Origin of the sequence: Nonomuraea maritima, from assembly GCF_900100395.1 — a bacterium.
In the GTDB taxonomy this organism is placed as follows: Bacteria; Actinomycetota; Actinomycetes; order Streptosporangiales; family Streptosporangiaceae; genus Nonomuraea; species Nonomuraea maritima.
The window spans coordinates 370,549-397,044 of sequence record NZ_FNFB01000002.1 but is presented as its reverse complement, the minus strand read 5'-3'; the positions used below and the strand labels follow the sequence as shown (position 1 = coordinate 397,044).

Sequence of the window (26,496 nt, the reverse complement as noted above, 5' to 3'; positions counted from 1 at the left end):
TACGACACTCTGTTTCCTGATATGTCCAAAAGCAACACCAGGAGCAGAACGCGACCTCTTTACCGGTGGCCCGAGCGGGCGAGCCCGGTTTCGCGTCGTACGCGGTGCCGTGCGAAGCTTTGAGGGTCCCCAACACCTTGGAGGTCCTCATGGCCGAGACACCGGAGCCGGAAGTCAGCGAGACTTCCGAGGACGAGATGAAGCGCAAGTTCCGCGAAGCGCTGGAGCGCAAGCGCAGCCAGCACGCCGGGTCGGGTGCGGGTGGCAGGGGCGGCGACTCGTCGAAGATCCACGGGGCGCATGGTCCTGCCACGGGTAAAAGATCGTTCAGGCGCAAGAGCGGCGGCTGAGGCCCTATTTCATAGGGGGTGCGGAGGTTCCGCACCCCCTTTCCTTTTGTCCCATTAGGTAGATCTTCTTCCGTTTCATGACGATTCGTTTGCCCGTGTCTAGATCCCTCGTTAAAGTAATCCGCACCACCAGCCGGGGGTCGGATCCTTACCCAGGAGGACGACCGGCTGGCGCCGAATCCCGGACGTTCCGGGAACCGGGGAACCACCACTTGGGGTGAGTCCGGCCGCGTGCCGGTAGGGCATCTCCACGCCCGAACCCGTCAGCTAACCCGGTAGGCGTGATGGAGAGGACACAGAAATTTCCATGCATCACCGCGTCGTACCCCCGGACAGCGGAGTGACGGCAGACCGCTGAGCGGTCCCCTTCTCCAGGCTCACACCTAGCGCTTCGCGCAGCATCCCCACATCAGGCGTTCCGCCCGTGCTGCGCGCTACCTCGCCAAGCGCTTACTCCCCCGTCTCCTCGTGAAGGGCTTCCCCTTTTCATGACTGCTCGATCCGGCATGCGCTCGTTCGCCCTGTTCACCGCTTCCAGCCTCTGCGCCGCACTCACCGTCGCGGGCGGCACCGCCGCCTGGGCCGACAGCGGCACCGACATCCCCGAGAAGGTCCTGCTCAAGGGCTCCACAACGGCCTCGTACTTCTGGGACGACGCCTCCGGCCGCGCCGGTGACACGGGTCTGCCCGCCAGTGGCAAGCCCATGCAGAAGGGCCTGGCCGCCAGCCCGAGCTGGCCGCTCATGACCGAGGGCTACGTCATCTACAAGGGCAAGAAGATGCCCTTCTTCGTCGGCGACCGCGGCCCGGGCGAGCCCTCCAACCGCGGCATCATGCTGGACCTCGACGCCAAGACCTTCGCCGACCTGACCGGGGGCACGTTCAACCCGAACACGCTGTACGTCGGCGGCAACGGCGGTCTCGGCCACATCGACGTCGACTACGTCATCACCAAGTGGGGCCCCGGCCCCGGCAAGAAGAACTACCCGGTGCCGTTCTCCACCGGCGCCTACGGCAAGCGCGACCACAACCCGGCCGAGCCGCCGGAGGCCGGCCAGAACTGAGGGCTTTGCGCGACGAGTACCAGAATGACATTCTGGTATTCGTGACCACCAGCGTAGCCGCGAACGGCATCGACATCACCTACGAGAGCTTCGGCTCTCCCGAAGGACGTCCCCTGCTCCTCATCATGGGGCTCGGCGCCCAGATGATCCAATGGGACGAGGAGTTCTGCGGTCTCCTCGCGGAGCAGGGACACCACGTCGTACGGTTCGACAACCGCGACGCCGGACTGTCCACGCACTTCCACGACGCGGGCGTCCCCGGCCGAGGCGGGCCCGCGCCGTACCTGCTGGAGGACATGGCCGACGACGCCGCCGGGCTCATGGACGCCCTCGGCTGGACGGCCGCCCACGTGGTGGGCGCGTCCATGGGCGGCATGATCGCCCAGGCGTTCGCCATCCGGCACCCCGACCGGGTGCTGAGCCTCACCTCGATCATGTCCACGCCCGGCCCGGCCGTCGCCCCGCCCTCGCAGGCCGCGATGGCGGCGCTGATGTCCCCGCCACCCGCCGACCGCGCCGCCGCGATGGAGCAGTCGGTACGCACCTGGTCGGTCATCGGGTCGCCCGGCTACGAGCTGGACGCCGAACTGATCAAGGAGCGGGCCGGCCGGGCGTACGACCGCTGCTTCGACCCGGCGGGCACCGCCCGCCAGCTGGCCGCCATCAACGGGTCGCCGGACCGCAGGGAGAAACTCGCGGGCCTGCACGTTCCCGCACTGGTGCTGCACGGCGAGGCCGACCCGCTCGTCCCGCCGGCCGGCGGGCAGGCCACGGCCGAGGCCATCCCCGGCGCGCGGCTCGTGACGTACCCGGGGATGGGGCACGACCTGCCCCGGGCGCTGTGGCCGGACTTCGTCGCCGAGATCACCAAGCTCACCAAGGGCTGACCGCCGCGCCGGTGGCCCGTCCCCCCAGGCGGGCCACCGGCCCGTGCTCAGACCTCCAGCTTCTCCTCGATGCCGCGCAGCTGGTGGCGGGCCATCGCCAGGTTGGAGCGGCCGCGGTCGAGGGCCAGGTACAGGAAGAGGCCCTTGCCGCCGCGTCCGGAGATGGGCCGGATGATGTGGTACTGGCTGCCCAGCGTGATGAGGATGTCCTCGATGCCGTCCTTGAGGCCGAGGGAGTCCATCGTGCGGAGCTTGGCCTTGACCACCTCCGTGTTGCCCGCGGCGGCGACCTGCAGGTCGAGGTCCTTCGACCCGCCGAGGGTGCCGAGCGCCATGCCGCTGCCGTAGTCGACGATCGCGGCCCCGATCGTGCCGTCGATCTGCATCATCTCCTTGAGGGAGATGTCCATCCCTGCCATGTTTCCTCCTCGATGGTTGCGGTGGTGGTGCTAGACCTTGTGTGCGGCGACGGCGGCCAGCGCGGCGGCCGTCTTCCTGCCCTCCAGCCGCAGCAGCCCGACGTTCGCGCCGGGGGCCGCGAGGACCGTGAGGACGATGGTGGGTCCGGCGGCGTAGAAGGACACGAAGCCCGCCGTGCCGGAGACGAGGGTCTCCTCGAACGTGCCGAGGCCGGTCATGGCCAGCATGCGCCGGCTCATCGCGAGCAGCGCCGACGACAGCGCCGCCGCCTTGTCGCCCGTGTCGTCGGGGAGGTCGCAGGCCAGCTGGATGCCGTCCACGGTGCAGGCGACGCTGCCGGTCACGTCCGGGGTGCGCTCGCGCAGGAGCGTCATCTCCGCCAAGATCTCTTGTCGTAGCTCCACAGGTGGCCTCCTCCTGAGTGAGCGGAACCTCACGACAGCTCCTCGAGCGCCTTCTTCAGTCGCATCAGCAGCGCCAGATCGGTGGGATCGCCGGTGGTCGCCGGTCCCAGGGACGAGGCCCCCGCGGTGTCGGCGCGGGGCGCGGGAGCCGGCCGGCGCGCCGCCCGCTTGGGCAGTTTCTGCTCGGCCTCGGGCGCGGTGGCCCTTCTTCCTGTACGGCGTTCGGGGGGCGGCTCCGGGAGTTCGAGCAGCCCCGCGGCCGCGAGCCGCCGCACGGCCAGCAGCACCGGGTAGCACGGCCGGCCGATCTGCCTGGCCAGCTCCACCGGCGTGGCCTTGCCGTCGGCCCGGACGAGCACCTCCCACTGGATCCGGTTCAGCGTCACGCCGTGCCCGGGCAGCCGCGTCACCGGCCGTACCGGGAGGGTGTCCATGTCGGCGGACGGCCAGGCCTCGGCGAGCTGCGCCCGCCGCCGCGCGCACTCGCGGACGAGGCCCGCCACGTCGAAGTACCACTGCCCGCCCAGCCAGTGCCGCTCGCCGGGGCGGAACTTCGGCCGCGACCCGGTGACCGGCAGCAGGAAGAAGGCCGCGTCGAGGACCACGCCCAGCACGGCGTACTGCAGCTCGCCCGGCGTGACGGCGCCCTCCGCGAGCAGCCGATCGCATCCGCCCTCCTCCGCCTGGAGGCTGCGCAGCTTCGTCTCGCTCAGCACGCCGCGCGCCGACAGCAGGCGTTCGACGCCGGGGGTCTGGGAGCATTCCATGTACGTCACGCGCCCGTCGGCCAGGAAGATCGTGCCGTTCCTGCCGATCCGCAGCGCACCCGTGGAGCGCTCGCGCGCGAGGGACGAGAGAAGAGCGTCGAGCTGGGTCATGGGTCACGTCGTCAGCCGGCTCGAGATGGACTGCAGCCGGTGCCGGGCCAGCGCGATGTTGGACCGCTCGAGATCGAGACGTACGTACAGGACGAGCGGTCCCTCGAAGACGGTCTCCAGCAGCCGCAGCAGATGGTGGCCCTTGTCCGTGGTGACCAGCATGTCGTCCACGCGTACGACGTCGCCGGGACAGGTGCGGGCCAGGCCGTCGGTCGTGGCGCGCAACGCCTCGGTCAGGGCGGCGGCGGACCGGTCGGCGTCGACCCCCGAGTCGTTGCTGAACGCCACGGCCATGCCGCTGGTGTGGTCCACCAGCATGGCGTCCAGCGCGCCCGGGATGGCCATGACCTCCGCCAGGCAGCTGTCGATTCCGAGCACCTCTCCTCCCTCTCCTGTCACGGTCTGAGACAGCGTAGAGGGAGGAAATCCGGTAACTGAGGCTGAAAAATCAGGCCGTTAAGCTTTTATACGGCTTAGGCGGAGAAAAGTACTCCCGTTATGGTTAAGAATTCCTTTTATATGAGTTCTTTTCACGATTGAATCGTGAAATTCGGGAGTTAACCGTCCGTATCGTGCACGGGGGAGGGGTCGTCCGGGAGGAGCGCGCTCTCGTCGGGCTTGTGCACCAGCACGTTCTCCACGTACGACGTCACCGCGGTCGGCAGGCCGACGTCCGCGCCGGCCTGCTCCGACAGGTACCACCGGTGGTCGAGGACCTCGTGGAACAGCTGGGCGGGGTCCAGCTTCCCGCGCAGCTCGGCCGGGATGGCCTCGACGGTCGGCTGGAACACCTCCGCCAGCCACCGGTGCGCCACGATGGCCTCGTCCTCGTGCCGCAGCCCCTTGGCCACCCGGAACCCGTCGAGGTCGTTGAGCATCCGCCGCGCCTGGTTCTCCTCCACGTCGAGGCCGGTCAGCCGGAGCAGCCGCCGCTGATGGTGCCCGGCGTCCACGACCTTGGGCCGGACGATGAGCCGCCCGGTGCCGACCTTGCGCCGCACCATCATCTCGGCCACGTCGAAGCCGAGCAGGTTGAGCCGCCTGATGCGCTGCTCGACCCGGTGCCAGTCGACGTCCTCGATGATCTCGCTCTCGTTGATCTCGTTCCACAGGCGGTGGTAGCGCGCGACCGCGTCCTCGGCGGTCTCCATGGGGTCGATGGACGGGTGCAGCAGGCCGCCGGCTTCCAGGTCGAGCATCTCGCCGAAGATGTTCGTGTGCGCGGCGTCGATGTCGGCCAGCCGCTGGCCCTCGCTGATCATCGGGTGCATCTCGCCGGTCTCGGCGTCCACCAGGTACGCCGCGAACGCCCCGGCGTCCCTGCGGAAGAGCGTGTTGGACAGCGAGCAGTCGCCCCAGAAGAAGCCGTTCAGGTGCAGCCGCACCAGCAGCACGGCGAGCGCGTCGAGCAGGCGGTTGAGGGTGTCGGGGCGCAGGGTGCCCGACATGACCGCGCGGTAGGGGAGCGAGAACTGCAGGTGCCGGGTGACGAGCGCGGCGTCCAGCTCGCCCGCGCGGCCGGAGACGTACGCGACCGGCTCCACGGCGGGTGCGTCCAGGCGGGCGAGGTCCCACAGGAGCTGGTACTCGCGTTTGGCGTACCGCTCGCTGATCTCCTTGATCGCGTAGACCTTGCCGGAGAGGCGGGCGAACCGTACGACGTGGCGGGAGATGCCGCGCGGGAGGTCGACGAGGTGGTGTTCCGGCCACTCCGCGAGAGGGACGTCCCAGGGGAGGCGGATCAGGTCGGGATCGCCGAGCGCGCCGGTAATCTGCAGGGGCATTTGCCCAGGATATGGTGCGATGGTGGACGAGTTTCTCAAGTGGTACTTCTCACGTAACCCTGTTGCCGCCAGCTCTCTCGGTGCCGAAGGCTACGATCACACGCTCGGCGATTTCTCCGCCTCCGCGTGGGCCGGCCGTGAACGTGAGCAGGCCGAATGGCTGGACCGGCTGTCCGCCCTCGACGCCCCGACCCTCGACGACGAGATCGACAGAGACCTCGTCCTGTCGCAGCTGCGCGGCTCGGTCGCGCTCGCCGCGTGGCCGGAGTGGCGGCGCGAGCCGGCCGTCTACCTCTCGCCCATCTTCGCCTCGATGTACGCGCCCTTCCAGCGCCGCCTCAAGCCCGAGCCCGAGCTGGTCGCCTCGGCCCTGCTCCGGCTGGCCGACGTGCCCGCCGTGCTCGCCGCGTGCCGCGCGAACCTCGACCCCGACCTCGCCGCGCCGCTGCTGGTCAAGCGCGGCCTCGGGCAGGCGCGCACCGGCCGCAACTTCCTGACGCGCACGATCCCGTCGATGGTCGAGGACGAGGTGCTGCGCGCCAAGCTCGCCGAGGCGGCGGAACCGGCCGCGCGGGCCTTCGACGAGCTGGTGACGTACCTCGAGGGCTTCGAGTGCGGCGGCACCTGGCGGATGGGCGAGCAGCTGTACTCCACGCTGCTGCGCGAGCGCGAGATGCTCGGCTACGGTGCCGCGGAGCTCCACGAGAAGGGCAAGGCCGCCTGGGCCGAGCTGGACGCGCGCATGCGCGAGGTCGCGCGGAAGGTCAACGGCAGCCAGGACTGGCGGGCCGCCATGGAGTTCCTCATGGACGACCACCCGGACACCCTGGAGGCCATGCGCGCCGAGTACGAGGCCGAGACCCTGCGCGCCCGCGAGTTCGTCCGCGACCGCGACCTGGTCACCTTCCCCGAGGGGGAGGAGTGCCTGGTGCTCCCGTCGGCCGAGTACACCCGCCCGGTGCTCTCGGTCGCCCACTACCTGTCACCGCCGCCGCTGACCAGCTCCCGTACGGGGATCTTCTTCGTCCCCTTCACGCCCGACGACTTCACCCCCGAGCAGGTGCGCCAGCGGCTGCGCACCAACTCGCGGGCGCAGATGCCGTCGATCAGCGTCCACGAGGCCTACCCGGGCCACCACTGGCACCTGTCGCACCTGGCGGGCAACCCCAGCACCGTGCGGAAGGTCTTCAGGACGCCGTACTTCTCCGAGGGCTGGGCGCTGTACGTGGAGCGCATGCTGCACGAGCAGGGCTACTTCGACACCCCGGCCACCGAGCTGGCCCACCTCGACTGCCGGATCTTCCGCGCCGCCCGGATCGTCGTCGACACCGCGCTGCACTGCGACGACATGCCGATCGAGGAGGCCGAGACGTTCATGGCCACCAAGGCGTCGCTGTCGCCCGGCACGGCGCAGGGCGAGGTCAACCGCTACTGCGCGTGGCCCACGCAGGCGCCGTCGTACCTCACGGGCGCCATCGAGATCGAGCGGATCAGGGAGTCGTACCAGGGGCCGCTGAAGGAGTTCCACGACCGGATCGCCGGGTCGGGCGCGCTGCCGCTCGGGCTGGCCGAGAAGGCCGTCCTGTCCTGACCTGTCACAGGCGGGGGAACTCGGGCGGGTTGAGCGCCCGCTCGACCACGGCGGTGAGCTGGTCGTCCGTCAGGACGGCCGGCCTGCCGACGCCGAGCGCCCTGACGTACACCTCGCACAGCCACTCCAGCAGGCGGGTGGCCTCGAACGCCTCTTCCAGGGTCGCGCCGACGGTCACCCCGCCGTGGTTGGCCATCAGCGCGGCCCGCCTGCCCGCCAGCGCGGCGCGGACGTTCGCGGCCAGCTCGGGCGTGCCGTACGTGGCGTACTCGGCGACCCTGACGGCCCCGCCCAGCAGCAGCGCGTTGTAGTGGATCGGCGGCAGCTCGGTCATGGTCGTGGCGACGACCGTCCCGAACACCGAGTGGGTGTGGACGACTGCGCGCGCGTCGGTCGTCTCGTAGATCGCCAGGTGCATGGGGGTCTCGCTGGACGGCTGCAGCTCGCCCTCCACGAGGTGGCCGGAGACGTCCACGACCGGGCACATCTCCGGGGTCAGCCGGTCGAGCGCGACTCCCGACGGCGTCACCGCGACCCGGTCTCCCTGCCGCACGCTGAGGTTGCCCGAGGTGCCGATGACCAGCCCGAGCTCGACGGCCCGCCGCCCGTACGCGCACAGTTGATCACGCAGGTCCATGCGGTGCACAGTAGTGCGGCTGTTGGAGGGGCGGCAACGGATCAGAGGCGGTCGAGGGCCCGCAGCATGATCCGCTCGGCGTCTGCCCTGGTCAGCCGGTCGGGGTAGAGGAGCAGGTGCAGGCTGAGGCCGTCGACCAGGGCCAGCAGGTGCTCGGCGAGGTCGTCGAGCTCTTCGTCCGCGCGTGGGTTGTCGCCCAGCTCGCCGTCCGCACGGGCCTGCCCGAGCAGTTCCCGTACGGCGGCGCGCAGCTCCTCCGCCTCCGCGCGCTGCACCTCGGCCAGCCGCTCCGAGGCGAGGCTCCGGCTCCAGAAGCTCACCTCCAGCCGCGACTCCTGGGCGCGCTCGGCGTCCAGGGGCAGGTTGTCCAGCAGCACCTCGCGCAGCGCCGCGAGCCCGGTCAGTCCCTCGGCCTTGCCGACGAGCCGTTCGCGGATGCGCTGGTGCGACTGCCGCAGCGCCGACAGCAGGATCTCGTCCTTGTCGGCGAAGTAGTGGGAGAGCACCCCGTTGGAGTAGCCCGCCTCCTTGGCGATGGCGCGGGTGGTGGCGGCGTCGATGCCGTCCCTGACGATCACCCGGCCGGCCGCCGACAGGACCTCGCGCCTGCGCTCGTCATGGTCGACGATCTTCGGCATCCCGCCTCCGTTGACTTTTTAGTCGGACGTCTGTCTATTTAGACTATGACCGTCGTCACAGTCGGCGTCCACATCGTCGACATTCTCGCGAGGCCCGTCTCCCACATCCCCGAGGGCCAGGACACCGTACTGGTGGACGAGATCCGCCTCACCGCCGCGGGCGCCGCCGCCGGCACCGCCGTCGATCTCGTCAAGCTCGGCAACGACGTGGTCACCATGGGGGCGGTCGGCGACGACGAGCTCGGCGACTTCCTGCTGGCCGTCCTCGCCAGGCGCGGCGTCGACGCCTCGCGCCTGGTCCGCAGGGCGGGGGAGCGCACCGCCGCCTCGATCCTGCCCATCCGTCCCGACGGCGGGCGGCCCAGCTTCCACGTGCCCGGCGCGAACCTCGGGGTGACGTACGCCGACCTCGACGCCGACGTGCTGCGCACCGCCCGCGCGGTGCACCTCGGCGGCGTGGACGTCACCTTCGGCCTCGGCGACCCCGCGTTCTTCGAGCTGCTCGACGCGTTACGGGCGTCCGGCACGATCGTCACGATGGACCTGCTGTCGGAAATGCCCGACCTGCTGGGCATGGCCCGCGCGTTCCTCCCGCACGTCGACTACGTGCTGCCCAACGAGACCCAGGCCGTCCTCATGACGGGCGCCGCCGACCCCGCGGAGGCTGCCCGCGCGCTGCTGGCCGAAGGGCCGCGCGGCGTGCTCGTCACCCTCGGCGAATCCGGCAGCCTCGTCGTCACCGCCGACGTGACCGAGCAGGTGCCCGCGCTCAAGACCGAGGTGGCCGACACGACCGGCTGCGGCGACGCGTACTGCGCCGGGTTCCTCACCGGGCTCCTGCACGGGCAGGACGTCATGACCGCCGCCCGCTGGGGCACGGCCGCCGCCGCCCGCGTCGCCACCGGCCTCGGCTCCGACGTCGGGCTCACCGACCTCGACTCGACCCTCGCCCTGCTCCAAGGACCCCCCATGATCGACGCAGATCTCCGCAGCCGCGCCGCCAAGGTCGTCCCCGGCGGCATGTACGGCCACCTCAACGCCGCCCTGTTCGCCCCCGGCTACCCGCAGTTCTTCGCCCGCGGCGAGGGCTGCCGGCAGTGGGACGTCGACGGCCGCGAGTACATCGACTTCATGTGCAGCTGGGGGCCGGTCGTGCTCGGGCACCGGCACCCGCGCGTCGAGGAGGCCGCCGCCCGCCAGGCCGCGCTCGGCGACTGTCTCAACGGCCCTGGAGCGATCATGGTGGAGCTGGCCGAGCTGCTGGTCGACACCGTGCCGAGCGCCGACTGGGCGATGTTCTCCAAGAACGGCACCGATGCCACCACCCAGGCGCTCATGGTCGCGCGGGCCGCGACGGGCCGTACCAAGGTGCTGATGGCGCACGGCGCCTACCACGGGGCCGACCCGTGGTGCACGCCGTCCCTGTCGGGCACGACGCCGAACGAGCGGGCCGACCTCGTGGAGTTCACCTACAACTCGCTGGAGTCGCTGGAGGCCGCGGCGGCGACCGTGGAGGGCGACGTCGCGGCGATCATCGTCACGCCGTTCAAGCACGACTCGTTCGAGGACCAGGAGCTCGTGGAGCCCGCGTTCGCGCGGGGCGCGCGGGCCCTCGCCGACCGGCTCGGGGCCGCCCTCGTGATCGACGACGTGCGCGCCGGGTTCCGCATCGACCTGCGCGGCTCGTGGGAGCCGTACGGTGTGCGGCCCGACCTGACGGCCTGGTCGAAGGCCATGGCGAACGGCTACCCGATCGCCGCCGTCACGGGCACCGACGCGCTGCGCGGGGCCGCGCAGACCCTGTACTCGACCGGCTCGTTCTGGTTCTCGGCGGTGGCGATGGCCGCGGCCAAGGCCACCATCGAGACGCTGCGCGACACCGACGGCATCGCCGCCATGAACAACGCCGGCGCCCAGCTCCGCGAGGGGCTGTACGAGCAGGCCAAGGCGCACGGGTTCGCCGTCAACCAGACGGGCCCGGTGACGATCCCGTGGCTCAGCTTCGCGGGCGACGCCGACCTGTCGGTGGCGATGTACTGGAGCGACGCCTGCCTGCGGCACGGTGTCTACGTCCACCCCTGGCACAACTGGTTCATGTCGGCCGCCCACACAGAAGCCGACGTGGCGAGGGCATTGGAAGGCACCGACCAGGCCTTCGCCGAGACCCGGGCACGCTTCGCCTGAGCAACGCCACCACGCGCCCCCGCCGACGCCCGGTCATGACCCGCATCCTCGGGTCAGCGTCCGAACTTGGCTCTTGCTTCCGAGGTCACCGGGGTGAAGAAGTTGACCAGATTGCCGTCAGGGTCGCGGAACAGCAGGGCCCGGTTGCCCCAGGGCATCGTGGTCGGCTCGGTGACGATGTCGGTGACGAAGCCCTTCAGGTTGCGGTGCACGAGGTCCACGTCGTCGACGAGGAACTCGGTGATCACGCTGTGGTTGTCCCCCGGGCGGGCGGAGCCCGGGGCGAACAGCGGGACGGTGCGGGTGCTCGCGATGGCGAGGGTCCCGCTCGCGGTCCTGAGTTCGGCGAAGTCCTCGTTCGCCCACACCGCCCGCATCCCTGTGGCCCGCTCGTAGAACGCGACGAGGCGCGCCACGTCGCCGGTGATGATGCGGATCGAGACGAAGTCCATGAAATCTCCTCAGCCGTGCTGAAAACGTGCACGTCGCAGGCTAGGAGAAATAGTGGACAGATTCGGTCCACTATTCGCCGTAGGCTGGGAAACATGTCCCGACCCACCGGCCGCGTGCTGACCCTCCTGGAGCTGCTGCAGTCGGGCGGAACCCGTACGGTGGCCGAACTCGCCGACCGGCTCGGCGTCGAAGGACGCACCGTGCGGCGGTACGTCGACCAGCTGATCGACCTCGACGTGCCCGTGGAGTCGGTACGCGGTCGCTACGGCGGCTACCGGCTCGCCCCCGGCTACCGCCTGCCACCGCTCATGCTCAGCGACGACGAGGCGCTGGCCGTGCTGCTCGGCCTGATCGCCGGCCGCCGGGCGGGGCTGCTGACGGCGCACACCGCGAGCGAGACGGCCTCGGCCAAGATCCGCCGGGTGCTGCCCATGCACGTCGCCCGCCGGCTCGACACACTCCTGGACTCCCTGGCCTTCACCGACCAGCCCGACGAGGCCGACACCCCGGACGCCGGAGTCCTGCTCACGATCGCCGACGCGGTACGCCACCGCCGGCCGGTCTCGATCAGGTACACCGACCGCGAGGGCCGGCGCAGCGAACGCACGCTGCACGCGTACGGGATCGTCGCCCACTCGGGCCGGTGGTACGTCACGGGCACCGACCCGGCGATCGGCGAGGACCGGACCTTCCGCCTCGACCGCATCGCGGACGCGCGCACCCTGCCCGGCTCGTTCGAGGAGCCCACGGGCCCCGACCCGGCGCAGCGCGTGCTGTCGGGATTCGCCACGGCCGACTACCGGCACAAGGTGAGCCTGCGCGTCCACGCGACCGTCGACCAGATCCGCGCCCACCTTCCCGCGGGCGTCGCGACCTTGGCGGAGGACACGCCCCCTGCAGACCCTGACCAGGCCCCGGCGGAGAACACGCCGTCGGCAGACCCTGACCAGGCCCAGGACCGGGCCCAGGACCGGGCCCAGGACCGGGCCCAGGACCGGGCCCAGGACCAGGCGGCCGAACGCTGGCGGCGCGTCGAACTACGGGTGGAGCGGCTCGACTGGTTGCCTCCGGTGCTCGCCGCCCTCGACCGACCGTTCGTCATCGAGCGCCCCGCAGAACTCCGCGACCGCGTCCACACCCTCGCCGAACGCCTCGCCTCCTACGCGTCCGCGACGCGGTAGGCCCCTCGCACTCGCCTGACGCCCGTGGTCCTACGCGTCCGCGACGCGGTAGTGGCCCCCGTCCTCACACACCTGCCCGGTGAGGATGCGGGCGGTGGCCGGGAACAGCGGCTCGGGCAGGGCGTCCGTCGGGAACCAGCGCCACGAGCGGAACACGTGCGGTTCCGTCACCACCGGGCCCGTCGCGCCCGCGGCCACGGTCACGGCCGCCGTCACCCGCACCGCGCCGCCGGGGTGGTCGAGCACCACGGCGGTCACCCGGGGCCGCCCGGCGTCACGGATGCCCGTCTCCTCGGCCAGCTCGCGCAGCGCCGCCGCCTCGAACGTCTCCCCGGGCTCCACCGCCCCGCCGGGCAGACACCACGACGGCGGCTCACCCGCTTTCACCCGCTCACCCAGCAGGATCCGCCCACCCGCCTCGACCACCACACCCACGCCGACGATCCGCTCGGCACCCACCGGCAACGCCCCCTAGCTCGATGCAACGCTCACGACATTACGGACATAGGTGGTATCGACGCACCATGACCGCCGCTGTCGGACTGGTGGGAGGACTGACTAGGAACGCTTGCGCGACTCGGCGGCGGCCCAGGTGAAGACGCCCTTCGCCATGAGGGACAGCTCTCCGGCCGCCCGCGCGGCGAACACCTCGGCGCGGACGCGGTGCACGCCAGGGTCGTCGGGGGCGGCCAGCGCGGCCATCTCCGCGAGGTGCCCGGCCAGCCGCTCGTCGCCCTCGGCCAGCGCCCTGAGCGCCGCGTCGGCGAGGGCCGCAGGGCCGCCCGCGAGGTCCGCCACCGACCGCGCGAGTGGAGGGGATTCACACGGTCTCCCGTGAGGTTTCCTGCTTCACTGCCGGTTGCCCGCCCGAGAGGACTCTCGTTGAGGTCTTACACCAGCTCCACAGGCGTTTCGGCTCTCCGCCGGCCCGGCGGCGAGGATCTTTGCGATCGTTCGTCCGGTGGCTTGGTTGTCGCCACCGTCGAACAGATTACCGAACCGTGCCGTGTCGCGCGGCGTTTCGACACCGGTTCGCCTGACGGCGAATCGGCTGCCCCTGTCCTGCTCCGCAGGGGTCCGATTCCTCCCCCGCCTGAAGGCGGGGGTCTCCTCGGAGGCATGTGATGAACAGGTCGCCGGTCAGCAGGTAGCGCTGGAAGCGGTCGACCACGGCGGCGTGGGCGTAGACGGTGGCCCGGGGCCCCGACTCCTCGAACGGGCCCGTCCCGAAGACGTGGTCGATGTGGCCGTGGGAGTAGAACGCGGTGGTCAGCGGGGCGCGGGTCCACTTGCGCACGTCCTCGTGCAGCTGCGCCGCCGACATGGGGCTGCTGGTGTCGAACAGCAGCAGCTCGCCCTCGGTCTCGAAGGTGATGACGTTCCCGAATCCGGGCCACCAGCCCACGCCGTCGGCGACGGTGTGGACGCCCTTGCCGCTCATCCCGGCGTCCACGATGCTGTCGTCCGACTCGCCACGCCACACGCGGTCCGCGTACTCGACGATCATGCCCATCACTCTCCTTCCGGGAGGCCTTCCGCGCAAGGGATCACGGCAAGGTCACGTCTCGATCGCGACCCCTTGACGGGTGTCGGCGTCGTCCGTACGTTCGGGCAAACGTTTAGGAAACTTTCCTAATTCGGGAGCCCTCATGACCCATCCGGGCGAGATCACCCGGCGCCAGCTGCTGCGCCGGATCGGCTTCACCGCGTTCGTCGCCGGGCCAGGAGCGGGCCTGTTGAGCGCCTGCGCCACCGCGGGCACCGGAGCGGCCCCCGCGCCCGCCCCCTCCACCTCGCTCGCCGCCTCGGCGGACCCGAAGAACCCCTTCGGGGTCGACGCGAAGAAGCCACTGGAAGTGGTCATCTTCAGCGGCGGCTACACCGACGCGTACGCCAAGGAGGTGCACGAGGAGCTCTACAAGAAGGCGTACGCCGGCGTCACCATCAAGCACAACGCGACCCAGCAGATCGGCACCCAGCTGCGCCCGCGCTTCGTCGCGGGCGACGTGCCCGACGTGCTCAACAACTCCGGGCCCGAGTCGATGGACCTCACCGCGCTCGCCGCCGAGGGCCACCTGGCCGACCTGACCCCGCTGTTCGACGCGCCCTCCATCGACGACCCGGCGGTGCGGGTGCGCGACACCCTCACGCCGGCGGTGCTGGAGAACGCCCGGGTCAACGGCATGAACCTCGTCCTGAACTACACGGTGTCGCACCGGGCGCTGTGGTACAACGCCAAGCTGTTCGCGTCGAAGGGCTGGACGGCGCCGAAGACGTGGGCGGAGTTCACGGCTCTCGGGGACGAGGCGAAGAAGGAGGGCATCGTGCTCTTCGCCTACCCGGGGCAGAAGGGCCCGTACTACCAGCTCTGGAACATCCTCTACACCGCCGCCAAGATCGGCGGGAACCAGGCCATCATCGACATCGACAACCTGGTCGACGGGGTCTGGACGGCCGACCCGATGCGGCAGGCGGTCACCGCCTGGGCCGAGATCCAGGCGAAATATGGCGACAAAGCGTACTTCGGCCTCGACCACACCCAGACCCAGGTCAAGCAGCTGCAGAACCAGGTGCTCTTCTACCCGGTCGGCTCGTGGATCGAGAACGAGATGGCCAAGGACATCCCCGACGACTTCGAGTACGCCATCGCCCCCATCCCCGACGTCACCGCGAACGACGCGATGCCGTACGGCGCCATCCAGGTGGGCGTCGGCGAGAACTTCGTGGTCGCCGCCAAGGGCAAGAACCCGCAGGGCGGCCTCGAGTACCTGCGGATCATGCTCTCCAAGGAGGGCGCCCGCGGCTTCACCGAGAAGACGAAGAACCTCACGGTCGTCAACGGCGCGGCCGAGGGCGTCGAGCTGCCCGCCGGCCTGGTGAGCGCGGCCAAGGCCCAGGACAGCGCCGGCCAGAACATCATCACCGAGGCCAGGTTCGAGGGCTGGTACAAGGAGCTGTTCGACTACGGCACCGAGCAGACCAACCGGGTCATGGCCGGGCGCATCACGCCGGAGCAGTTCTGCACCGCGATGCAGAAGAAGGCCGACGACATCAAGCAGGACGAGTCGATCGCCAAGCAGTCGCGGAGTTAGTGACCCATGCGGCGGTTGCGCACGTACGGGTTCGTGGCGGCGTTCCTGGCCGTCCCCTTCGTCCTGTACACGGTCTTCGTCATCAGCCCGTACATCCAGGCGTTCCAGATCTCCCTGACGAGCTGGAACGGCTACAGCTCCGTGGTGAGCTACGTCGGGCTGGACAACTTCGTCCGGCTGCTGCGGGACGAGGTGTTCTGGCGCGCGCTGCGCAACCACGGTGTGATGCTGGTGACGCTGCCGCTCGTCACCATCGCCATCGCGCTCTTCCTGTCCTTCCTGCTGAACCTCGGCGGCGGGCCGGGCGGCTCAGGAGTGCGCGGGCTCTGGGGCTCCCGGTTCTACCGGGTGGTGTTCTTCTTCCCCCAGGTCCTCGCCGTCGCCGTGGTCGGCGTCCTGTTCCAGGCCATCTACCGGCCGGACGAGGTCGGCGTCCTCAACGGCGTGCTGGCCAGGCTCGGCATCGAGCCGGTCGGCTGGCTCATCGAGCCGAGCCTCGCCCTGTGGTCGGTCATCGCGGTGATGGTCTGGCAGGGCGTCGGGTTCTACGTGGTGCTGTTCTCGGCCGGTATGGCGGCCATCCCGAAGGACTACTTCGAGGCGGCGGCGCTCGACGGCGCCGGCCGCTTGCGGTTGTTCTTCTCGATCACGCTGCCGCTGCTGCGCGACACCGTCCAGGTGGGCTGGATCTACCTCGGCATCGCCGCCCTCGACGGATTCGCGCTCATCCAGGTGCTGGTGGGCAATAAGGGCGAGCCGGACGGCGCCACGACCATCCTGCCCATCACCATCTACAACAACGCCTTCTCCTACGGGAAGGTCGGATACGCGTCCGCGATGGGCGTGGCGCTGTTCTTCCTCACCGTGACGTTCGCCGTGCTGACGCTGCGGACGACCCGCCGCGAGAGAGTCGAGCTGTAGACATGCGCGAACCGGCCCGGCCCCGATCCGGCGTGCTGAACGGGCTCTCCCACGTGGCGCTCGCCGTCTGGGCGCTGCTGATCATCCTGCCGCTGGTGTGGACGTTCCTCGCGTCCTTCAAGAACAACACCGAGATCTTCGGCGACCCCCTGCAACTGCCCGGCGAGCTGCGGCTGGACGCCTGGGGACGGGCCTGGGACAAGGCGCACATCGGCCGGTACATGTTCAACACCGTCATCGTGGTCTTCTTCGGGACGGCGGGCACGATGCTGTTCGGCGCGATGGCGGCGTACGTGCTGGCGCGCTTCTCGTTCGCCGGGAGCAAACTGATCTACTACTACTTCGTGGCGGGCCTGGCGTTCCCCGTGTTCCTGGCGCTCGGGCCGCTGTTCTTCGTGGTCCGCCAGTTCGGCCTGCTCAACTCGCACGTCGGTCTCGTGCTCGTCTACATCGCCTACTCGCTGCCGTTCACGGTGTTCTTCCTGGCGGCCTTCTTCCGTACGCTGCCGGAGGCCGTCGCCGAGGCGGCCATGATCGACGGCGCCTCGCACACCCGCACGTTCTTCCAGGTCATGGTCCCCATGGCCAGGCCCGGCCTGATCAGCATCACGATCTTCAACGTGCTGGGGCAGTGGAACCAGTACCTGCTGCCGCTGGTGCTGGTCGCCGGTGACCCCGACAAGTGGGTGCTCACCCAGGGCATCGCGAGCATCTCGACGCTGGCCGGGTACGAGGCGGACTGGCCGGCGCTGTTCGCCGCGCTGTCGCTCACGATCCTGCCCGTCATGGTGGTGTACGTCATCTTCCAGCGGCAGATCCAGTCCGGGCTGGGCGCGGGCGCGCTGAAGTAACGTGATCGGCATGGACGTCGCAAGCAAGCTGAAGGACCTGCCCGCCTGGCGCCGCGAGGGTGACGAGATCCGGCGCACGGTGGAGGCGCCCGACTTCCCCACCGCGATCCGCATCGTCGACGAGGTCGCGGTCAGGGCCGAGGAGCTCAACCACCACCCCGACATCGACATCCGCTGGCGGACGCTCCACCTGGCGCTCACCACCCACGACGCGGGCGGCCTGACCGACCTCGACTTCACGCTCGCCGCCGTCATCGACGGCATCGCGGCGAAACACGGAGCCTAGAACGCGATAGCGGTACGTGGTCGATCCGTCACTCGTTAGAGTGGTGGCCTCTCGGAGCCCTCGATCCGGAGGGCTCGGACCATGGGGGTCTTCGATGCGCGTACCCGCACTACTGCTCATTCTTCTGACCGCGGCCTGCGCGGCGCCGCCCGGCCCGGTGCAGGACGCCACGGGAGCGCAGGCCGGCGCGTCGCCCGGCGAGTCGATCAGGCTGTCAGGGGCGGGCGAGTTCGCCCCCGGCGACACCGCGGCGATTGTCTACGACCGCAAGCTCGCCCCCGAGGGCGCCCAGGCCAGCGCCACCGTCGAGTCATCGGGCGGCAAGACGCGCACCTCGCTGGTGGTGGAGGGGCTGCTGCCCGAACGCCGCTACGGCGCGCACCTGCACGCCAAGGCCTGTGGCAAGAAGCCCGACGAGGCGGGCCCGCACTACCAGCACCAGACAGGCCAGGTCAGCCCGGCCAGCGAGGTCTGGCTCGACTTCACCACCGACGCCGCGGGCGCGGGCCGGGCGAGCGCGCGCAACAACTGGGCGCTCAGCCGCGACAGCCTGCCCGGCTCCCTGGTGATCCACGCCGGGCCCACGGTGACCGAGGGTCCGCAGGTGGGCCAGGCCGGCGCCCGGGTCGCCTGCCTCACGCTGACGCCCTAGCCCCACCGGCCGTCCCCAGCGGCCGGGCGGGACGTCGTGGCGCTGCGGCCACGACGTCCCGCCCGGCGCTCGATCAGGCGCTCGATCAGGCGCTTGGTCAGGCGTGGTGGGCGGGGACGGTGCCGAGCCGGCCGGCCTTGAAGTCCTCGAACGCCTGCACCAGCTCGTTCTTCGTGTTCATGACGAACGGCCCGTAGTGCGCCACCGGCTCGCCGATGGGCTCGCCGCCCAGCACGATCACCTCGAGGGTGTCCTTCGCCGTGATCGTGATGCTCTCGCCCGCCGTGGTGCGGCCGGGCCGGTTCCCGAACCCGTCGAACACCGCGAGCTGCCCGCTGGTGATCGGCCGCCGCTCGGCCCCCACCGTGCCGCGCCCGGACAGTACGTACGCCAGGGCGTTGAAGTCCTTGCGCCACGGCATGACCAGCCGCGCGCCCGGCGAGACGGTGGCGTGCAGCAGCGTGATCGGCGTGTGGGTGCTGCCGGGCCCGACGTTGCCCGCCAGGTCACCCGCGATGAGCCTGACCAGCGCCCCGCCGTCGTGGCTGCTCAGCAGGACGACCTTCGTGCTGCCGATGTCCTGGTACTTCGGGGCGATCATCTTCTTGGCGCCCGGCAGGTTGACCCAGAGCTGGATGCCGTGGAAGAGGCCACCCTTCTCGACGAGCCACTCCGGCGGCGCCTCCTTGTGCAGGATGCCGGCGCCCGCCGTCATCCACTGCGTGTCGCCGTTCGTGATCGTGCCGCCGCCGCCGTTGGAGTCGAGGTGGTCCATCACTCCGTCGATCATGTACGTCACGGTCTCGAAGCCGCGGTGGGGGTGCCACGGCGTGCCCTTGGGCTCGCCGGCCGCGTAGTCGACCTCGCCCATCTGGTCCATCATCACGAACGGGTCGAGGTACTCAGGCTTGATCGCGGCGAGCGCCCGCCGTACCGGGAAGCCCTCTCCCTCGAAGCCGCTGGGCGCGGTCTCGACGGCGAGCACCTTGCGCTCGGGCGCGGTGGCGACCGGCTCGGGCAGGCGGGGAAGAGTGAGCGGGTTCTCGACGGTCACGGCAGGCATCTCGCGCTCCTTCTCAAGCGGTTTCTGTCCCCCTCAACACGGTTGATTTTTCAACTATTCCAGGCCCCCGTGTCAGCGCCGCGCGGCCAGCGTGAAGGCCCCCTTGGCCAGAGCCACCTGCTCCACGGTCACCCGCTGGGAAAGGGGCGCGCCAGTGTTCACCGCCATCATCGTCACCACGTACGACGTGCCGGTGGAGGTGCGGGCGAGGAAGCTCACGTCCGACAGGCCGACCTCCGAACCGCCCTTGAACCACACCCGCGGCCAGCTCGCCCGGTCCAGCCCCAGACCGGCGTCGTTGATCGACATGATCTCGTCGACGCGCCTGTCGCGCAGCTTGACCAGGCCCGCGTAGGCGCGGCAGATCTGGCTGGGGGAGGCGAAGTACTCGATCCGGTCCAGCTCGCGAGGGCTCGTCCACGGCGTGATCCGGGACAGCGGCGTCCTCGCCACCGTGCCCTTGAGGTAGGCGCGCTGCTTCGCGTCGCCCAGCGAGAGATAGTGCTCGGCTCGGCCGGGGTGGTCCACGCCCTTGAGCACGAACAGCTCCCTCGTCGTGAGCACGGGGACGTTGCGCTTGTCGTGCGCGCCCCACGCCCGCATCGTGCGCTCGACCGCTTTGCGGCCCACCTTGTGGATGAGCAGATCGGTGGCGGTGTTGTCGCTGATGGAGATCATCAACCTGGCCGCCTCCAGCACGGTCACCTCGCTCCCGTCGGGGCGGTCCGCCAGCCCGCCGACGCCCAGGCTGCGCAGCTCCGGCGTGACCGTGAGCTCGGTGTCCCAGCCGAACGCACCCTTCTCGACGGCCTGGGACACCGCCCCCAGCACATAGAGCTTGATCATCGATCCGAGGGGGAACGCCGTGCCGGCGGAGACGGCGTGCACCGGGCGACACGTGCCGTTCGAGGCCAGCTCGGCGGCCAGGAAACCGGTGCGTGGCGCGGTGCTCGCGAGCCTCTCGTCGAGCTCCGCCCAGCTGCGCGGGGCCGTGGGCGGAGGGGTGACCGGTTCGACGAGGAGGCCGATGATCAGTCCGTCGCCGTCCACGCCGAGCCGCACCGTGTACGGCTCTCCGAGCGTGGTGACCTCCGCGACCAGCGCGTTCTGCGACGACTGCGACAGCCGCTCCAGCCGCATGTCGGCGACCGACGCCAGGAACTGGTTGAGCTGCGCGGGCGGCACGCTCGCGAGGAAGTCCGCGGCGAAGTGTTCCCGCAGCTCGCTCTCCGGCACCGGCGCGCGGGTGACGGCGTCCAGCACCCAGGTCAGCTGCCTGCCCGCCGGCGTGTCGGGGATCTGCGGGCCGGCGACCGTCGCGTCGGCGGTGACGGGGGTCGCCTGGGCGGTGAAGGGGGCGCTCACGCAGGCCGACACGGTGATCGCCACGGAGGCTGCCGCGAGGAGCCGGATCGGCTTCGAGGGGGCGTACATGGGGGTCTCCTTCCGCATCGGCACGGGTGGCCGGTGCTGTTGGCGAACTCCAGCCAACCCCGCGACCGGTGACCGCGGACACCCGGTGGGCCGCCGGATCCGCGGCGAAGGCAGCCGTACGAAATATGCGGACAACCTCATGGACGCCACGGCGACAGCCAGCCACCATGGGGGGCTATGACCTCGAGGCCGCTGGCCGCGTCGCTCGCGTTGACAGCGGCCCTCGCCATAGTGACCAGCCTGCTTCTGATCGGCGAGATGTCGTTCACGCTCGACCGATGGCTGCTCGTGGTCGTGATGTGGGGCTTCTCGGCGCTCGGCTGGCTGCTCGCCGCCCGCCGCCCCGAGCTGCGGTACGGCTGGCTGCTCCTGGCCGCCGGGCTGTCCTTCGGCCTCGGCGTGCTCGGCGCGGGACTGGAGGCCGCCGGCGCCCCGCTGCTCCTCCACCGCCCGCTCTCCAGTATGTACGTCGTCTTCTACGGCCTCATCCTGATCTACGTGCCGCTGCTGTTCCCCGACGGGCGGCTGCCGGCCGGCCGCAGGTGGCGGGTCGTGGCATGGATCTCCGGCGCTGCCGTCGCGGCCCACCTCGCCGGCATCTCGATCGTGGGCTCCTCCCCGGCCGGGCCGGACCTCCACCTGGTGCCGATGCTCGCCGCGGGGCTCGGCCAGTTCGTCACCTGGATCATGGCGGTCGTCGTGTTCTGCGGGCTCGTGGCCCGCTGGCGGCGGGCGAAGGGCGAGCGCGGCCAGTACGCGATGATGGTCGCGGGCCACTGCGCGACCCTGGTGGGCGTGGGTGCCCTGGCGACCGCGATCGTCTCCGATCAGCTGATCTCCCCGGTCGCGGGGTCCCAGGGGGTCGGCGCGACCGGGATCCTGGGGGCCACGCTGCTGGCGGGATCACTGCCCGCCGCCCTCCTCGTGGCCGTCGTACGGCACCGGCTGCTCGACATCCGCGTCGGCGTCCGGGGATCGCGCCTGCACATGGTGTTCGACCTGCGCCCCACCGTGGACGAGGTGCTGTCCGACCTCGGCACGGCGCTGGAGGACGCCCCCGAGCCGGTCGAGCAGCTCGGCAGGCTGGCCGCCGCCGTGCGCTCCGGGCTGGAACTGTCGTGGGCGGCCGTGGTGCTGCCCGACGGCACGCGCGTCGTCGCGGGCCGCGAGGACGGCGAGCCGGTGCTGGTGGTGCCGGTCAACGGCGGCCCAGGCCGCATCGAGTGCGGACCGAAGATCACGGGCCCACTGACCCGCGTGGACCGGCGGCTCCTCGACTCCCTGGCGGTGCCCGCCGGGCTCGCCATCCAGAGCGCGGGCCTGGTCACCCGCCTGGTCAACGCCCAGGAGGTGGAGCGCAGGCGCATCGAGCGCAACATCCACGACGGCGTGCAGCAGCAGCTCGTCGCGCTCATCGCGGGGCTCGAACTGGCCAGGGCCGTCGGCGCCGCCGACCCCGGCATGCTGTCCGACCTGCGCGAACAGGCCCGCCAGACGCTCACCGACCTGCGCGAGCTGGCGGCCGGCATCCACCCGTCGTCCCTCAGCGAGGGCGGTCTGGTGGAGGCCGTGGAGGAACGCTGCTCCCGCCTGCCCGTGCGCACCACGGTCATCTCGTCGCCGTCGCTGCGCGCGAGACGCTTCGCCGACGAGGTCGAGGGCGCGATGTACTTCACCGTGAGCGAGAGCGTGGCCAACGCGCTCAAGCACGCCGAGGCGACCGAGATCGAGGTGCGCCTCACCCACGACGACGGCCGCCTGCGGGCCACGGTGACCGACGACGGCAAGGGCTTCGACACGGGCGCGACGGGCCGCAGAGGGCTCGCGACCCTCGCCGACCGGCTCGACGCGCTGGGCGGCGGGCTGACGGTGGACAGCGCACCGGGAGAGGGGACACGGGTGAACGCGTGGGTGCCGGCCGATGGCTGAGCGGATCCGCACGGTGGTGGCCGACGACCACTACCTCGTACGCGAGGGGACCCGGCGGCTGCTGGAGACGTCGGGGGAGGTGGCGGTCGTCGCGGCGGTGGGCGACGCCGACGACCTGCTCGACGCGGTCCGCCGGCTGCGGCCCGACGTGGTGGTGACCGACATCCGGATGCCCGGCGGGCAGTGGCGGCAGGGCTTCGAGGGCATCGACGCCGCCCACCGCGTCCGCGCCGACCACCCGGACGTCGGGGTGGTGGTGCTGTCGCAGTTCTCCGACGCGCTGTTCGCGTTCGAGCTGTTCAAGCACGGCACCGAGGGGTACGCGTACCTGCTCAAGGACCGGGTGGGCGACCTCGACGAGCTGCTGGGCGCGATCCGGGCGGTCGCCTCGGGCGGCTCGGTCATCGACCCGAAGGTCGTGGAGGGCCTGCTGGCCAGGCATGACGTACGGGGGCAGCGCGAGGCGCTGACGGCACGCGAGCGCGACGTGCTGCGCGAGATGGCCCACGGGCTGTCGAACTCGGCCATCGCCCGGGCCCTGCACCTGTCGATCTCGTCGGTCGAGAAGAACGTCAACGCCATCTTCACCAAGCTCGGGCTGGAGAACAGCGGCGACGTGCACCGGCGCGTCGCCGCCGTCCTCGCCTACCTCGGCCCCGACCCGTCCTGACGGGTCCGGTACGCCAGGCGGCGCAGCAGGATCTCGGCCGGGCCGCGGTGCCCGGAGCGCCGCATGAGGTCGGCGATCAGCAGCGAGGCCAGCCAGGTCGCCGCTCCCACGCCCATCGCGCCGGCGAGGCCCATGTCGTCCTCCAGCCAGAACCCGTACGGGTAGAAGACCAGGACGAATGCGACCGACTGGAACAGGTAGCCGCTCAGCGACCGCCGGCCGAGGGCCTCGACGGCGGTCGTGAACCGGCCGTGGCGGCGGGCGGCGGCGACGGCGGCCAGTGCGGTGAGTGCCGCCATGCCGATGCCGCCGGCGTAGCCGGTGAGCGGCTGCGCCACCACCGCCGTCCACAGCGCGGGCACGGACGGGTCGGTCCACACCCCCGCCTGGATGAGCGCCGCCGGGATGCCGCCCGCCAGCGACAGCGCCGTGGTGGTCAGCGCCACGCGGACGAGGAAGGACCGATGCCGCTCGGGCTCGTCGAGGTACCTGCGCCGGCCCGCCCACATGCCGATCAGCACGCCGGGCAGCACGATGAGCAGACCCACCAGCAGGCTGAGCGGCCAGGAGCCGAGGCGCCCGGCCAGCAGCGTCCAGAACCCTTCGCCGGCCGCGGCGACACTGGCCTTGGCGTACGTCGGGATGCCCTGCGAGAGCGGGTAGCCCATCCCCACGCCCACCATCGCCGTGGCGGGCACGAGCACGAGGCCCGCCGTCCACAGCAGCGCCCGGTCGGAGCGCCGCAGCAGGCCCACCAGCAGGACGGCCGCCAGCCCGTACGGGGCCAGGATGTCGATCGGGACGAGCAGCACGACGTGCGCCAGCCCGATGGCGACCAGCCACCAGCCGCGGCGGCGCAGCAGCTTGCGGGCGCTGACCCAGTCGTCGCCGCGCCGCAGCCGTCCGTTGAGCAGCTGGACCAGCGAGTAGCCGAACAGGAAGGCGAACAGCGGCCGGGCGTGGTTGGCGACGAACAGCGTGTCGAAGAAGCTCGCGATCGCGTTGGCCGGGCCGGACCCGCGGTCGAAGCGGGTGACGAACAGCGGCGCGTGCGCGAACGCGATGGCCAGCAGCATCACGCCGCGCGCCAGGTCGGGGGCGAGCGCACGCTGGTCGGGGAGGGTCGGTGCCGCGGGCGTCCGGCTCGGCGCCGGCGTGGGGGCGTTCACGGTGGTCTCCTCGCGTTACGGGGGTCAGCCCTCGCCGGTCGCGTGGGCCGCCCTGGCCGCCGCCACCACCTTGCGCAGCGCCGTGGCGATCGGCTCGACGGGCGTGGACAGGTGTGCGATCCGGTCCTTTCGCGGATGCGACCCCTGCCGCGCGGCGAGGACCGTTCTGAGCCGGGCCGACGCGGTCAGCGCCGCCAGCACGCGGACGTCCGCGTCGACCCGGGACACGGGCAGGCCGTCGTGCAGGGCCCGGCCCACCCGTTCGACGAGCCGGCGCGACACGTACGGTTTGCGCGGCGTGATCCGCTCGACCGGGAACAGCAGGACCCGGTGCCGCTCCACCCGGATCAGCCGGGCCGTCTCCAGCTCGTCGCGCACCAGGCGGAACGCGTCGGTGTGGTCCTTGCTGATCCATCGCCGCCACGTGCGCGGCGGTGAGGTGTCGATCTGCTCCCACACGGCCGCGTGCAGGGGGCCCGCCGCGGCCGGGGGAGGGGAGACGGCACGGACCTTGCCCGCCTCGTCGGCCAGGTGGCCGGCCAGCAGCAGCTCGGCCAGGGCCGTCGCGCGGAGCAGGTAACCGAGCAGGCCCCGGTCGACGAGCCGCTCCTTGCGCAGGTCGAAGGCCAGCAGGAACGCCGACCGCGTGAGCGGCTCACCCTGGTGCTTCTCCATGGTCCGCGCCTCCTTCGTGCTCGCCGTCTTCCTGGGTCTTGCGTGGGCGTCCTCTGGGGCGCATCCGCCCCACACCGTCGGGCAGGCGTCCGGCCTCGGACAGGGCCCTGCGCAACAGGAACTCGATCTGGGAGTTGGTGCTGCGCAGCTCGTCGGCCGCCCACCTCGCCAGCGCGTCGTGGACCGCGGGGTCGAGCCGCAGGAGGAGCTTCTTGCGTTCGCCGGTCACTGGTAGAGCGTTCCGGTGTTCACCACCGGCTGGGTGTCGCGGTCGCCGACCAGCACGACCAGGAGGTTGCTGACCATGGCGGCCTTGCGCTCCTCGTCGAGCTCCACCACGTCGTGCTCGGCGAGCTTGGCAAGGGCCATCTCGACCATGCCGACGGCGCCCTCGACGATCCGCTGCCGGGCCGCCACCACCGCGCCGGCCTGCTGACGGCGCAGCATCGCGTGCGCGATCTCCGGCGCGTACGCGAGGTGCACGATCCGCGACTCGATGATCTTCACGCCCGCCGAGGCGACCCTGACCGCGATCTCCGCCGACAGCTGCTCGTTGATCTCGTCGGCGTTGTCACGCAGCGACAGCCGGGACTCGCCGTGGGAGTCGTACGGGTAGCTGCCCGCGATGTGGCGCACCGCCGTCTCGGCCTGGATGGTGACGAACTCCACGAAGTCGTCGACCTCGAAGACCGCCTGCGCGGTGTCGCGCACCTGCCAGACCACCACGGACGCGATCTGGATCGGGTTGCCGTCGGCGTCGTTGACCTTCGTCACGTCGGTCTCGTGGTTGCGGATCCTCGTCGACACCCGGCGGCGGGCCGTGATCGGGTTGACCCACTGGAAACCGGGGGTGCGCAGGGTGCCCACGTACCGGCCGAGCAGCTGCACGACCCGCGCCTCGCCGGGGGCGACCGCGGTGAGCCCGAAGGCCAGGAACGCCCCGACGAGCACCACGAGCGAGGTCGCCAGGACCAGCCACACCGCTTCCTGCCCGGAGCCCGTGGCGAGCATGGAGATGCCGACGGCGAGCAGCGCGAGCCCGCCCAGCACCATCACCGCGGAGACACCCAGCATCACGAACCCGTTCGCCGCCCGCACCGGAACCTCGCTGATGCGCGGTGCGGGCATGTCGACGACCGCTCCTTCGACCGCCACCCCACTCGACGTCTCCGTCATGGCGCCGTCCTTTCTCCGATGACTTCACGTTGCTATCTAAGTGATATCACTTTTTCGGGCGCTCGGGAATCGGGGTAAGCCACTTGCTCCGCCGTGGGGAGGGGGCC

The 26,496-nt window shown here is 71.0% G+C and carries 29 protein-coding genes, 1 pseudogene and 1 riboswitch; of the genes and pseudogenes, 13 read left to right on the top strand and 17 right to left on the bottom strand.

What is annotated here, in order from left to right:
- Positions 1–149: 149 nt before the first annotated feature.
- The 3 genes from BLR04_RS05465 to BLR04_RS05455 all read left to right on the top strand — a co-directional run bounded on the left by BLR04_RS05465 (position 150) and on the right by BLR04_RS05455 (position 2,301).
- Positions 150–350 (top strand): DUF5302 domain-containing protein, encoded by a 201-nt coding sequence (locus tag BLR04_RS05465; protein ID WP_143021965.1) that lies wholly within the window; start codon positions 150–152, stop codon positions 348–350.
- Between the two features lie 162 nt (positions 351–512).
- A riboswitch (cyclic di-AMP (ydaO/yuaA leader) is annotated at positions 513–647 on the top strand.
- A 191-nt stretch (positions 648–838) separates the two neighbouring features.
- The gene (locus BLR04_RS05460; RefSeq protein ID WP_090760209.1) at positions 839–1,414 is read left to right on the top strand and encodes a hypothetical protein; all 576 of its coding nucleotides are present in this window, start codon (positions 839–841) and stop codon (positions 1,412–1,414) included.
- Between the two features lie 41 nt (positions 1,415–1,455).
- On the top strand, positions 1,456–2,301 hold the full coding sequence (locus BLR04_RS05455) for an alpha/beta fold hydrolase (RefSeq protein ID WP_218128724.1): 846 nt from the start codon (positions 1,456–1,458) through the stop codon (positions 2,299–2,301).
- Positions 2,302–2,348: 47 nt separating this feature from the next.
- Here BLR04_RS05455 and BLR04_RS05450 read toward each other — a convergent pair whose 3' ends face one another.
- The 5 genes from BLR04_RS05450 to BLR04_RS05430 form a co-directional block, all read right to left on the bottom strand.
- Positions 2,349–2,720 (bottom strand): hypothetical protein, encoded by a 372-nt coding sequence (locus BLR04_RS05450; RefSeq protein WP_090760207.1) that lies wholly within the window; start codon positions 2,718–2,720, stop codon positions 2,349–2,351.
- Positions 2,721–2,750: 30 nt separating this feature from the next.
- Entirely contained in the window at positions 2,751–3,125 is a 375-nt protein-coding gene (locus BLR04_RS05445) for a roadblock/LC7 domain-containing protein (RefSeq protein WP_090760205.1), read from the bottom strand.
- A gap of 29 nt (positions 3,126–3,154) precedes the next feature.
- Complete coding sequence (locus BLR04_RS05440) at positions 3,155–4,003, bottom strand: DUF4388 domain-containing protein (RefSeq protein WP_090760203.1); 849 nt, start codon at positions 4,001–4,003, stop codon at positions 3,155–3,157.
- A gap of 3 nt (positions 4,004–4,006) precedes the next feature.
- Positions 4,007–4,381: a roadblock/LC7 domain-containing protein gene (locus BLR04_RS05435; RefSeq protein WP_090760201.1), complete on the bottom strand. Its 375-nt coding sequence runs from the start codon at positions 4,379–4,381 to the stop codon at positions 4,007–4,009.
- A gap of 179 nt (positions 4,382–4,560) precedes the next feature.
- Entirely contained in the window at positions 4,561–5,787 is a 1,227-nt protein-coding gene (locus tag BLR04_RS05430) for a DUF4032 domain-containing protein (RefSeq protein ID WP_176902949.1), read from the bottom strand.
- 19 nt (positions 5,788–5,806) lie between these two features.
- On the opposite strand from BLR04_RS05430, the gene BLR04_RS05425 reads away from it, so the two are divergent.
- The gene (locus BLR04_RS05425; protein ID WP_176902948.1) at positions 5,807–7,378 is read left to right on the top strand and encodes a DUF885 domain-containing protein; all 1,572 of its coding nucleotides are present in this window, start codon (positions 5,807–5,809) and stop codon (positions 7,376–7,378) included.
- 4 nt (positions 7,379–7,382) lie between these two features.
- Here BLR04_RS05425 and BLR04_RS05420 read toward each other — a convergent pair whose 3' ends face one another.
- Both BLR04_RS05420 and BLR04_RS05415 read right to left on the bottom strand, forming a co-directional pair.
- Complete coding sequence (locus tag BLR04_RS05420; protein ID WP_090760761.1) at positions 7,383–8,015, bottom strand: class II aldolase/adducin family protein; 633 nt, start codon at positions 8,013–8,015, stop codon at positions 7,383–7,385.
- Positions 8,016–8,056: 41 nt separating this feature from the next.
- Positions 8,057–8,653, bottom strand: a complete 597-nt coding sequence (locus tag BLR04_RS05415; protein ID WP_090760199.1) for a TetR/AcrR family transcriptional regulator — start codon at positions 8,651–8,653, stop codon at positions 8,057–8,059.
- Between the two features lie 45 nt (positions 8,654–8,698).
- On the opposite strand from BLR04_RS05415, the gene BLR04_RS41625 reads away from it, so the two are divergent.
- Positions 8,699–10,837, top strand: a complete 2,139-nt coding sequence (locus tag BLR04_RS41625; RefSeq protein WP_245740037.1) for a PfkB family carbohydrate kinase — start codon at positions 8,699–8,701, stop codon at positions 10,835–10,837.
- Between the two features lie 53 nt (positions 10,838–10,890).
- On the opposite strand, the gene BLR04_RS05400 is transcribed toward BLR04_RS41625, so the two are convergent.
- Positions 10,891–11,289 (bottom strand): VOC family protein, encoded by a 399-nt coding sequence (locus BLR04_RS05400; protein WP_090760197.1) that lies wholly within the window; start codon positions 11,287–11,289, stop codon positions 10,891–10,893.
- 93 nt (positions 11,290–11,382) lie between these two features.
- Between BLR04_RS05400 and BLR04_RS05395 the strand changes: the two genes are divergently transcribed.
- Positions 11,383–12,471, top strand: coding sequence for a helix-turn-helix transcriptional regulator (locus BLR04_RS05395; RefSeq protein WP_090760195.1), 1,089 nt, complete (start codon positions 11,383–11,385; stop codon positions 12,469–12,471).
- A 30-nt stretch (positions 12,472–12,501) separates the two neighbouring features.
- Here BLR04_RS05395 and BLR04_RS05390 read toward each other — a convergent pair whose 3' ends face one another.
- From BLR04_RS05390 to BLR04_RS05380, 3 genes and pseudogenes are all read right to left on the bottom strand, one after another.
- A complete protein-coding gene (locus BLR04_RS05390; RefSeq protein WP_176902947.1) occupies positions 12,502–12,930 on the bottom strand; it encodes an NUDIX domain-containing protein in 429 nt (142 codons plus the stop codon).
- A gap of 99 nt (positions 12,931–13,029) precedes the next feature.
- Positions 13,030–13,275 (bottom strand): annotated as a pseudogene (locus BLR04_RS05385) (alkyl sulfatase dimerization domain-containing protein); the annotation flags it as partial.
- 187 nt (positions 13,276–13,462) lie between these two features.
- Complete coding sequence (locus tag BLR04_RS05380; RefSeq protein ID WP_090760189.1) at positions 13,463–13,984, bottom strand: MBL fold metallo-hydrolase; 522 nt, start codon at positions 13,982–13,984, stop codon at positions 13,463–13,465.
- Positions 13,985–14,120: 136 nt separating this feature from the next.
- On the opposite strand from BLR04_RS05380, the gene ngcE reads away from it, so the two are divergent.
- The 5 genes from ngcE (at position 14,121) to BLR04_RS05355 (ending at position 18,273) form a co-directional block, all read left to right on the top strand.
- Complete coding sequence (ngcE, locus tag BLR04_RS05375) at positions 14,121–15,563, top strand: N-acetylglucosamine/diacetylchitobiose ABC transporter substrate-binding protein (protein ID WP_090760187.1); 1,443 nt, start codon at positions 14,121–14,123, stop codon at positions 15,561–15,563.
- A gap of 6 nt (positions 15,564–15,569) precedes the next feature.
- Positions 15,570–16,484 carry a carbohydrate ABC transporter permease gene (locus BLR04_RS05370; RefSeq protein WP_090760185.1) on the top strand — a complete coding sequence of 305 codons (915 nt, stop codon included), beginning with the start codon at positions 15,570–15,572 and terminating at the stop codon, positions 16,482–16,484.
- Between the two features lie 2 nt (positions 16,485–16,486).
- Positions 16,487–17,335, top strand: coding sequence for a carbohydrate ABC transporter permease (locus BLR04_RS05365; protein ID WP_090760184.1), 849 nt, complete (start codon positions 16,487–16,489; stop codon positions 17,333–17,335).
- Between the two features lie 10 nt (positions 17,336–17,345).
- Positions 17,346–17,621, top strand: coding sequence for a 4a-hydroxytetrahydrobiopterin dehydratase (locus BLR04_RS05360; RefSeq protein WP_090760757.1), 276 nt, complete (start codon positions 17,346–17,348; stop codon positions 17,619–17,621).
- Between the two features lie 94 nt (positions 17,622–17,715).
- On the top strand, positions 17,716–18,273 hold the full coding sequence (locus BLR04_RS05355) for a superoxide dismutase family protein (protein WP_090760182.1): 558 nt from the start codon (positions 17,716–17,718) through the stop codon (positions 18,271–18,273).
- A 97-nt stretch (positions 18,274–18,370) separates the two neighbouring features.
- On the opposite strand, the gene BLR04_RS05350 is transcribed toward BLR04_RS05355, so the two are convergent.
- On the bottom strand, positions 18,371–19,336 hold the full coding sequence (locus tag BLR04_RS05350) for a pirin family protein (RefSeq protein ID WP_090760180.1): 966 nt from the start codon (positions 19,334–19,336) through the stop codon (positions 18,371–18,373).
- A gap of 72 nt (positions 19,337–19,408) precedes the next feature.
- Positions 19,409–20,770 (bottom strand): serine hydrolase, encoded by a 1,362-nt coding sequence (locus BLR04_RS05345; RefSeq protein WP_176902946.1) that lies wholly within the window; start codon positions 20,768–20,770, stop codon positions 19,409–19,411.
- A 177-nt stretch (positions 20,771–20,947) separates the two neighbouring features.
- Here BLR04_RS05345 and BLR04_RS05340 point away from each other — a divergent pair, with 177 nt between their 5' ends.
- Both BLR04_RS05340 and BLR04_RS05335 read left to right on the top strand, forming a co-directional pair.
- Positions 20,948–22,699 (top strand): sensor histidine kinase, encoded by a 1,752-nt coding sequence (locus BLR04_RS05340; protein WP_090760176.1) that lies wholly within the window; start codon positions 20,948–20,950, stop codon positions 22,697–22,699.
- Complete coding sequence (locus BLR04_RS05335; protein WP_090760174.1) at positions 22,692–23,369, top strand: response regulator transcription factor; 678 nt, start codon at positions 22,692–22,694, stop codon at positions 23,367–23,369. The genes BLR04_RS05340 and BLR04_RS05335 overlap by 8 nt, the downstream gene beginning before the upstream one ends.
- Here BLR04_RS05335 and BLR04_RS05330 read toward each other — a convergent pair.
- The 4 genes from BLR04_RS05330 to BLR04_RS05315 are packed head-to-tail and all read right to left on the bottom strand — an operon-like array spanning position 23,345 to position 26,389.
- Positions 23,345–24,538, bottom strand: a complete 1,194-nt coding sequence (locus tag BLR04_RS05330) for a DUF418 domain-containing protein (RefSeq protein ID WP_245740036.1) — start codon at positions 24,536–24,538, stop codon at positions 23,345–23,347. The two genes, BLR04_RS05335 and BLR04_RS05330, sit on opposite strands and share 25 nt — an antisense overlap.
- A gap of 24 nt (positions 24,539–24,562) precedes the next feature.
- Positions 24,563–25,213, bottom strand: a complete 651-nt coding sequence (locus BLR04_RS05325; protein WP_090760172.1) for a GOLPH3/VPS74 family protein — start codon at positions 25,211–25,213, stop codon at positions 24,563–24,565.
- A complete protein-coding gene (locus BLR04_RS05320) occupies positions 25,194–25,442 on the bottom strand; it encodes a type II toxin-antitoxin system antitoxin (RefSeq protein WP_090760170.1) in 249 nt (82 codons plus the stop codon). The genes BLR04_RS05325 and BLR04_RS05320 overlap by 20 nt, the downstream gene beginning before the upstream one ends.
- Positions 25,439–26,389 carry an SPFH domain-containing protein gene (locus BLR04_RS05315; RefSeq protein ID WP_090760168.1) on the bottom strand — a complete coding sequence of 317 codons (951 nt, stop codon included), beginning with the start codon at positions 26,387–26,389 and terminating at the stop codon, positions 25,439–25,441. The genes BLR04_RS05320 and BLR04_RS05315 overlap by 4 nt, the downstream gene beginning before the upstream one ends.
- Between the last annotated feature and the right edge of the window lie 107 nt (positions 26,390–26,496).

Coding starts and splice junctions, on each gene's coding strand:
- BLR04_RS05465 (WP_143021965.1), top strand. CDS start 150: ATGGCCGAGACACCGGAGCCGGAAGTCAGCGAGACTTCCGAGGACGAG.
- BLR04_RS05460 (WP_090760209.1), top strand. CDS start 839: ATGACTGCTCGATCCGGCATGCGCTCGTTCGCCCTGTTCACCGCTTCC.
- BLR04_RS05450 (WP_090760207.1), bottom strand. CDS start 2,720: ATGGCAGGGATGGACATCTCCCTCAAGGAGATGATGCAGATCGACGGC.
- BLR04_RS05440 (WP_090760203.1), bottom strand. CDS start 4,003: ATGACCCAGCTCGACGCTCTTCTCTCGTCCCTCGCGCGCGAGCGCTCC.
- BLR04_RS05430 (WP_176902949.1), bottom strand. CDS start 5,787: ATGCCCCTGCAGATTACCGGCGCGCTCGGCGATCCCGACCTGATCCGC.
- BLR04_RS05425 (WP_176902948.1), top strand. CDS start 5,807: ATGGTGGACGAGTTTCTCAAGTGGTACTTCTCACGTAACCCTGTTGCC.
- BLR04_RS05420 (WP_090760761.1), bottom strand. CDS start 8,015: ATGGACCTGCGTGATCAACTGTGCGCGTACGGGCGGCGGGCCGTCGAG.
- BLR04_RS05415 (WP_090760199.1), bottom strand. CDS start 8,653: ATGCCGAAGATCGTCGACCATGACGAGCGCAGGCGCGAGGTCCTGTCG.
- BLR04_RS41625 (WP_245740037.1), top strand. CDS start 8,699: ATGACCGTCGTCACAGTCGGCGTCCACATCGTCGACATTCTCGCGAGG.
- BLR04_RS05400 (WP_090760197.1), bottom strand. CDS start 11,289: ATGGACTTCGTCTCGATCCGCATCATCACCGGCGACGTGGCGCGCCTC.
- BLR04_RS05395 (WP_090760195.1), top strand. CDS start 11,383: ATGTCCCGACCCACCGGCCGCGTGCTGACCCTCCTGGAGCTGCTGCAG.
- BLR04_RS05380 (WP_090760189.1), bottom strand. CDS start 13,984: ATGGGCATGATCGTCGAGTACGCGGACCGCGTGTGGCGTGGCGAGTCG.
- ngcE (WP_090760187.1), top strand. CDS start 14,121: ATGACCCATCCGGGCGAGATCACCCGGCGCCAGCTGCTGCGCCGGATC.
- BLR04_RS05370 (WP_090760185.1), top strand. CDS start 15,570: ATGCGGCGGTTGCGCACGTACGGGTTCGTGGCGGCGTTCCTGGCCGTC.
- BLR04_RS05365 (WP_090760184.1), top strand. CDS start 16,487: ATGCGCGAACCGGCCCGGCCCCGATCCGGCGTGCTGAACGGGCTCTCC.
- BLR04_RS05360 (WP_090760757.1), top strand. CDS start 17,346: ATGGACGTCGCAAGCAAGCTGAAGGACCTGCCCGCCTGGCGCCGCGAG.
- BLR04_RS05355 (WP_090760182.1), top strand. CDS start 17,716: ATGCGCGTACCCGCACTACTGCTCATTCTTCTGACCGCGGCCTGCGCG.
- BLR04_RS05350 (WP_090760180.1), bottom strand. CDS start 19,336: ATGCCTGCCGTGACCGTCGAGAACCCGCTCACTCTTCCCCGCCTGCCC.
- BLR04_RS05345 (WP_176902946.1), bottom strand. CDS start 20,770: ATGTACGCCCCCTCGAAGCCGATCCGGCTCCTCGCGGCAGCCTCCGTG.
- BLR04_RS05340 (WP_090760176.1), top strand. CDS start 20,948: ATGACCTCGAGGCCGCTGGCCGCGTCGCTCGCGTTGACAGCGGCCCTC.
- BLR04_RS05335 (WP_090760174.1), top strand. CDS start 22,692: ATGGCTGAGCGGATCCGCACGGTGGTGGCCGACGACCACTACCTCGTA.
- BLR04_RS05325 (WP_090760172.1), bottom strand. CDS start 25,213: ATGGAGAAGCACCAGGGTGAGCCGCTCACGCGGTCGGCGTTCCTGCTG.
- BLR04_RS05315 (WP_090760168.1), bottom strand. CDS start 26,389: ATGACGGAGACGTCGAGTGGGGTGGCGGTCGAAGGAGCGGTCGTCGAC.